The organism is Blautia sp. MSK18_10, assembly GCF_020553185.1.
Classification (GTDB): domain Bacteria; phylum Bacillota; class Clostridia; order Lachnospirales; family Lachnospiraceae; genus Blautia_A; species Blautia_A wexlerae.
This window is the reverse complement of sequence record NZ_JAJCGT010000072.1, coordinates 1-6,926: the sequence shown is the minus strand read 5'-3', so window position 1 is coordinate 6,926 and position 6,926 is coordinate 1. Positions and strand designations below refer to the sequence as shown.

Below are 6,926 nucleotides of genomic sequence, written 5' to 3'. Positions count from 1 at the left end.
CATGGGTAGTTGGAATGCATGCATTCAACAGAACATCCGAAGACGGAAAGAAAGTCTTCAGCCCATGGTCAAACCTGAAAAAGGCTACTGTTAAATAATCCATTTGGGTAATTAATACAGATTCCTAAAAAGAAGGCCCGGTCATTGCGACCGGAGTCTTTCTTTTTAGGAACTTTTTTCCACACTCCCAGACAATTACATGATATAATCAACATACAGAAAACCATTACTCAAAACATCTCTATATGAAAGGAAGTCACGTATGAAGAAAAGAAAATCATGTTTTATCTGGCTCTTGTGCATTCTTCTCCTGGTCACAGCCTTACCTTCTGTAAATTTTACAGATGTCCAGGCAGCATCTGTCAGCAGTACTTTCACCGGATGGAAAACCTTCGGTGGAAAAAAATACTATTATAAGAATGGCAAAAAGCTGACAGACCTGCACAAAATCGGCAAGTATTATTACTGTTTTGCAGCAGACGGTACCATGCTTACAGGATGGCACCGTATTCATAATCGTTTCAGATATTTTGGCAAACAGACTGGAAGAATGCGTATCAATCAGACTGTAAATAGACGAAAGATCAACAGTAAAGGTGTCTGGACTCCTGTTATTGTACTGGATCCGGGGCATTCTGCTGTTGTTGCCGGTGGCTATGAACCTCTTGGGCCTGATTCCAGCCAGCTGAAAGAGAAAGATACGTCCGGAACCCAGGGTGTTGCTACAGGTGTGGAGGAATATAAGCTCAACCTGAGCATTGGTCTTCAGCTAAGAACCCTTCTTCAGAAAAGAGGTTTTAAGGTAATAATGACCCGAACCAACAGTAAAGTAGCTCTCAGCTGTATTGACCGCGCAAAAGTGGCAAATAAGGCAAACGCGGATGCGTATATCCGTATCCATGCCAATGGAAGTGATAATTCCTCTATCAGTGGAGCACTGACTATCTGTACAACCAGAAACAGTCCTTATATTTCATCTATGTACAGAAAAAACAAAGCTCTTTCTGAGGCTGTGCTCAATGCATATGTGTCAGCTACAGGATGCAGAAAAGAATACGTCTGGGAAACAGACTCTATGACCGGAAATAACTGGAGCAAAGTTCCGACAACGATTATCGAGATGGGATATATGAGTAATCCTTCCGAAGACCGCCGTATGCAACAGAGTTCTTATCAGAAAAAAATGGTACGGGGAATTGCAAATGGAATTGAGAATTACCTGATCAAATAGCCTTGCTTTTGTGTCGCAGACAGTTTATACTGGACTGAATGGGTATAAAAAATAATTTGGAGGATTTTTCAAATGAAAATTGCAGTAACATATGATAATGGAGAGATTTTTCAGCATTTTGGAAAAACAGAGTCTTTTAAAGTTTATGAAGTGGAAGACAACAAAGTAGTTTCCAGTGAAGTGATCGGTTCTAACGGTACAGGACATGGTGCACTTGCAGGTCTGCTTGCTGAGCAGGGTGTAAATGTTCTGATCTGCGGTGGTATCGGCGGTGGTGCTCAGACAGCTCTCACAGAGGCAGGAATCGAATTATGCGCCGGAGCCCAGGGAAATACTGATCAGGCAGTTGAAAGCTATTTAAAAGGCGAATTAGTGTCTTCCGGAGCCAACTGCGACCATCACCATCATGAAGAAGGGCATTCCTGTGGTAGCCATGAGGAGGGACACTCCTGTGGAGACAGCTGTGGTGGCGGATGCGGTGGATGTGGCGGATCACAGCCACAGCTCACAGGACGCAATGTAGGAAAAACCTGCCGCACACATTACAGAGGAACTTTCAATGACGGAACACAGTTTGATTCCTCTTACGACCGTGGCGAACCGCTGGAATTCATCTGCGGTGCAGGCCAGATGATCAGAGGGTTTGATGCTGCTGTAGCTGACATGGAAGTTGGTCAGATCATTGATGTTCACCTTATGCCTGAAGAAGCATACGGTATGGCAGATCCAAACGCTATCTTCACTATGGAAATCGCCCAGCTCCCAGGTTCCGAAGACCTGACAGTTGGCCAGCAGGTATACCTGTCAAACCAGTTCGGTCAGCCATTCCCTGTTAAAGTAACAGCTAAAGATGAGAAAAATATCACATTTGATGCAAACCACGAAATGGCTGGAAAAGAACTTAACTTTAAGATTGAATTAGTAGAAGTGAAATAAGACAAATACTCAGGGCAGCCTCCCGGCAAAAATTTTGCCGATGAGACTGCCCTGTTTTATACTTTATTTACCAAAGTGATAGTGCTTTTTGTAGTTTTATAATTTACGAGTAAAGATTTATCGTTTTTGTGGGCTTACTGTATATTCGCTTACCATTTACTGTCTTAAAAGCTTTTACATAATAGTTATAAACCCAGTACATGCCTGTCTGGGAATCATAAGCTTTTGTGTCTTTCCAGGTTGAGACAGAGGACTTCACTGTTTTGGCAGCGGAACCATTGCGGTAAATCACATATCCGGAAGCACCGGCTACTTTTGTCCAGGAAACCTCTGTACCACCGTTACTCATTTTACATGAAACCTTAGATGGAGCCGGGACAGCAGCTTTTCTTGATTTCACCGCTGAAAATTTAGAATATTTGTTTTTTCCACTTGCGTTGGTTCCATAAGCACGGACTTTAAATGAATAGGTTACTCCCGGTACTACAGCTGCATCAAAACTGAGGGATCCTGTTTTCAGAGTTTTTATCCGCTTATAAGAAGACCGGGAATCTGTCTTGCAGTAAATCTGGTATCCTTTGGCACCCGGAATCTTTTTCCAGGTTAAATGTATTTGATCCGCAGCTTTCTGGGAAAGTTTCAGCACAGGTTTTGTCAGTGGTGTGTTGTTCTCAGATACCTTTACCGTCACCTGACACTGGGTCTGAAAATCTCCGGCAGAAGCAGTGATTACTGCCTGACCATAACCGTTCCCCTGAATGGTTCCATCCTCTGAGACAGACGCAACCCCAGGATTACTGCTTGTCCAGACCACATCTTTTACATCATCAGAGTTAGATGGTGTAAAGGAAGGTGTGAGTTTTTGTGTATTTCCTTCGTCAATTGTCAGATTTGTCTGGTTCAGAGCAATTCCATTAAGTGGAGTTGTCACTACGGGGATTTCATACAGGTATGTGCGGGAACTGTCATAGTTGCCGTTATCATAATTTCCAGATACCCATACAATATTACGTCCCCATAAGATCGGCTGTGAATCCGTCTGGATCGTTACATTCTTGTATAACTTGGATAATTTTACGTTTCCGGACATATCCATAAGGAGATAATGCAGAACGCTCTGGTTGGAGGTTTCCTCTGAGAAAAGGACTGCGTACTGATTATTTCCTACAGGGATGAGCTTTGGTTCTGTCAGAGTTATTTCTGCTCCTGATGGTGAATACTGAGTGAGCCAGATAAATCTGGAAGTCATACTGTTCTTATCTGTAATTATCATAAAGATATTTTTGTTAAGATTTTCATATCCGGTCTGTCCATTCACAGCCAAACCATGGGGAACAGACTTGCCTACTGTGATCAGATTATTTCCTGCCAGAGAAAATCCGGTTACCTCGCATCCGGTATAATTATCACCTGTAGCTCCCATAAAAGGAAAGATATTTACCGCACGATCCTGAGCGATATATCCGCCGGAATATGCGGAGAAGGAGGACAGGATCAGACCTCTGTAATAAGCATCCCCATGATCCAGAAAATACACATGAGAGCCGTCATTTACAACAAACTGATTAAAGGAATGGCTACAATAAGGCATATCTGAATTAATAAGCGTCATATCCTGCGTGTTAATGACAAAAGTGATATTACTCTGATGATGTATCCCTTCCATCCCATACATTTCCCGTCCTGTGTGTACGATCAGGGTAGAACCGATCTGGGTCATGCGCAGGGAAGCAGCATCAAAAGGAATGTAGATTCCTTCAAACATATTTGTGTATCCGCCGCCAATGTCCGTTGCACCAAGCAGTTTCCAGGCACGGCTGTATTTAAGGATTCGGACAGCAGTTATGCTGTTGTCTTCATTCAGATTTTTCTGTCCTGCTGCAACATAAAAGTTCCCGTCCGGTGCAGCATAGAATCCTCCCCACAATGGAAGCGGAAGCTTTACTGTTGTTACATTGGTAACATTAAGATTGGAATTGCAGGTGGCATCGTATAAAGTCTGATCTTTCCAGGCAACAATGTGAAGATTTCCTGTCTCATCTGTATAATAAGAAGTATATTCAGGATTTGCCCAGTTCCAGCTGTAAGATCCGCTGTTGATTCCCATACCCTGAAGCTGGGAAAGAGCCTTTCTCCGGCCAAAGGAAGATTTTGAGGAATATGTGGAAGTACCAGCTGTTATTCCCTGACCTGCATTTGCAACCAACGTGTCCCCCTCCTGAACAGAAGGCATTTCCTTTTCATCCGAAAAGAAATCATCATCTGTCTGTTCCGAAGTAAACTCATCTTCAGTGTCATTGAACTCTCCATTGTTATCAAGCTCCTCAGGAACAGAAATTACATCTTCGTTTGCCACATTATCCGGGTCAGTAAAAATATCTGTACCATATGCAGGAGCAACATTCATTAGAGCCATAGAAGAAGCCAGTAATAAAGCTAACAATTTCTTTTTCATTTTTCAAATCCTCCTTGGAAATAATGGTGGTTTTGTGTTGGAGTTGCATTGTACCAATCAGTGGTCTGGTACATCGAAAGAATTATTCTTATATAATCAATATAGCACACAACTTTTGCAACGTCTATGACAGATTGTGTTGATTTAGTGCGTGAAATTGCCAGCCAGAAACTGCTCAGCGGATATAAAGAAAGACTCCGGTCTCAATGACCGGAGTTTTCTTTTTGTGTGCCGAGCATGGCACTAATCTTACTGGGGCAAGTCCAGTCACGGGTATTTACCGCCAAGTGTAGCGAACCACAAGTCGGTATCAGTAACGGTATGGATGGAGGAAGTGGTGTAGCAAAGTTCTTGAGCCTACGGACAGAAACTTGATCAGGCGATTAGGTGGGTAAGATTGCGAAACAAATCGAAGCCCAAATGGTAAACGTAAACCGAAATTGTAAATCAAGAGGTTGTGGAACGAAAGATTAGTGTCTTACCTCGGGAGACCCTACTCATCCTGCTATTATCCAATCCTGTTACTGGATAATCATGCAGCCTAAGGGGGGATTTTCTCCCCTACCCAGTTACATATATCAGTTCATTATAAAATGCTTAAATTTTTGTCTTGACAACTGAACCACTATACTTCACCGGGAACTGCCGGATTTTCTGATTCCATACAAACATTACACTACTGAAGTCATATCCGGTGTCCTGGATGGGCAGGTTACCCCATATGATGAAATTTGCACCATTTGAGTTAAATAGATTTTTTTGTGGTCAGATCTTTTGCATTATTTTGTCTGCTTACTTGGCACTACAATAAATGCAATTATATGAGAAGGTATCCCTGTTTCTGCCAGACTCTGAGCGTTCAATTTCTCTAGGCTCTAATGCCTATTCTTTGAGGTTCTTAAAAAAATCTTCAAATTTTTCAAAAGTTTCACCTGTTGAAGTATGAATATAAAAATCATAAAGATGTATATTATTTATTGCATTTTGGACGTAATTAATTTTTTTATCAATTATTTCTATTAATTCATTCAAGTCGCTTGGTGAAGTAAAAGATTCTGTAAATTCTTGATAAGCAATATTATTATATATTCCAAAATCACTTAATTTTCTTCCATTAACAACTATATTATCCAGAAAATATTTATAATCTTGTTCTTTAATAGGAAGATCAAGTCTAAATTCTATAATACACTTATCATTACGAGTTAAACATATTTTTTTTGTAATTTCTTCTACTTTTAATGATATAGTCATGTCATAGTATTTTGCCGTGGGTTGAGCATACATAGAATTTTGGCTTTCAATATTTTTATCAAATAACTGAAATTCATTTTTTTTCATATAGGTTTTAAATTCTTGAATAAGTTTTCTATAAGAATTCTTAAATTTCGTATTCCATAAATTATCATACGTATTTATTAAAGAAAAAAGATGATCAAATTTAGAAAGTGCTTTTTTTCTTAAAGCGTTTATTTCTGTTACTAAATTTGCATTAAACTCAGCTTCAGCTTTTAATTTTTTTAAATCCATTATAAATTTGTATAATCCAATCATCATTAAATAGTGATTAGATTAATTCCTTTCTCCCAGGTTCTCTGGGGTTCTATTTCCATATTTGATATATAAGTACTGTCAATTTGTATCTATTTAATTACAGCTTTTCGCCTACCACGTTAATCACTTCGCTACTATAATATATTTATAATTAATATCCCTTACAGTGAATATTACGGTGCGGCAGAGCCGCCTGTCCGATCATCTTAGAGCCAGCCTTCCGGAGTCATAAAGCCACTATGATTTTGCTTGATTATTGGTTATTTGGCAGAACAGTGCTTGTCAAGGCCGAAGCCGCATTAGCGGGGCGTTAGCAGCCTTTATAAGTGCTTTTCTGACAGATACTATTATTAAATCAAAATCAGAAAATTTGGCTGGCTCTCATTCTCTGGAATGGTGGCTCTCAAAGTCCGGTCAGATGGCTCAGAAGCCCCCGGAATAATCACTTACAGCTAATAAGAAATGATTTTCTTTATTGCTTTTAGGTCGTTTATTATTAATCCAAAAAAGAAAAACTATTGCCGTATAAATACAGTTTCTCCCCTAGATTCTAGTTTATTAGATCCCCTCATCTAGGGGAAGTACCGTATTTGACTCATTTAAGAGTCTAGCAATAGTTTTTCTTTATTTATATATTTCTTTACCCAAAGGATTACTTAACAGTAGCCTTTTTCAGATTTGACCATGGGCTGAATACTTTCTTTCCGTCTTCGGATGTTCTGTTGAATGCATGCATTCCAACTACCCATG

At 40.1% G+C, this 6,926-nt stretch carries 5 protein-coding genes; 3 read left to right on the top strand and 2 right to left on the bottom strand.

The features are described 5' to 3' along the window. The first annotated feature begins 262 nt into the window (after window positions 1-262). Window positions 263-1,231, top strand: a complete 969-nt coding sequence (locus tag LI074_RS16380; RefSeq protein WP_055060436.1) for an N-acetylmuramoyl-L-alanine amidase — start codon at window positions 263-265, stop codon at window positions 1,229-1,231. A 72-nt stretch (window positions 1,232-1,303) separates the two neighbouring features. Further along, window positions 1,304-2,167 carry a NifB/NifX family molybdenum-iron cluster-binding protein gene (locus tag LI074_RS16375; RefSeq protein WP_022380208.1) on the top strand — a complete coding sequence of 288 codons (864 nt, stop codon included), beginning with the start codon at window positions 1,304-1,306 and terminating at the stop codon, window positions 2,165-2,167. 103 nt (window positions 2,168-2,270) lie between these two features. On the opposite strand, the gene LI074_RS16370 is transcribed toward LI074_RS16375, so the two are convergent. Further along, window positions 2,271-4,622 (bottom strand): Ig-like domain-containing protein, encoded by a 2,352-nt coding sequence (locus LI074_RS16370; protein WP_055060437.1) that lies wholly within the window; start codon window positions 4,620-4,622, stop codon window positions 2,271-2,273. Between the two features lie 627 nt (window positions 4,623-5,249). Here LI074_RS16370 and LI074_RS18245 point away from each other — a divergent pair. Continuing rightward, window positions 5,250-5,366: a DUF6431 domain-containing protein gene (locus LI074_RS18245; RefSeq protein WP_227219313.1), complete on the top strand. Its 117-nt coding sequence runs from the start codon at window positions 5,250-5,252 to the stop codon at window positions 5,364-5,366. Between the two features lie 138 nt (window positions 5,367-5,504). Here the strand turns inward: LI074_RS18245 and LI074_RS16365 are convergent, their stop codons facing one another. Further along, on the bottom strand, window positions 5,505-6,152 hold the full coding sequence (locus LI074_RS16365) for a hypothetical protein (protein ID WP_155513466.1): 648 nt from the start codon (window positions 6,150-6,152) through the stop codon (window positions 5,505-5,507). Window positions 6,153-6,926 lie beyond the last annotated feature (774 nt).

Bases quoted from the DNA above. Each gene is read 5' to 3' on its own strand.
- LI074_RS16380 (WP_055060436.1), top strand. From the start codon at position 263: ATGAAGAAAAGAAAATCATGTTTTATCTGGCTCTTGTGCATTCTTCTC.
- LI074_RS16375 (WP_022380208.1), top strand. From the start codon at position 1,304: ATGAAAATTGCAGTAACATATGATAATGGAGAGATTTTTCAGCATTTT.
- LI074_RS16370 (WP_055060437.1), bottom strand. From the start codon at position 4,622: ATGAAAAAGAAATTGTTAGCTTTATTACTGGCTTCTTCTATGGCTCTA.
- LI074_RS16365 (WP_155513466.1), bottom strand. From the start codon at position 6,152: ATGGATTTAAAAAAATTAAAAGCTGAAGCTGAGTTTAATGCAAATTTA.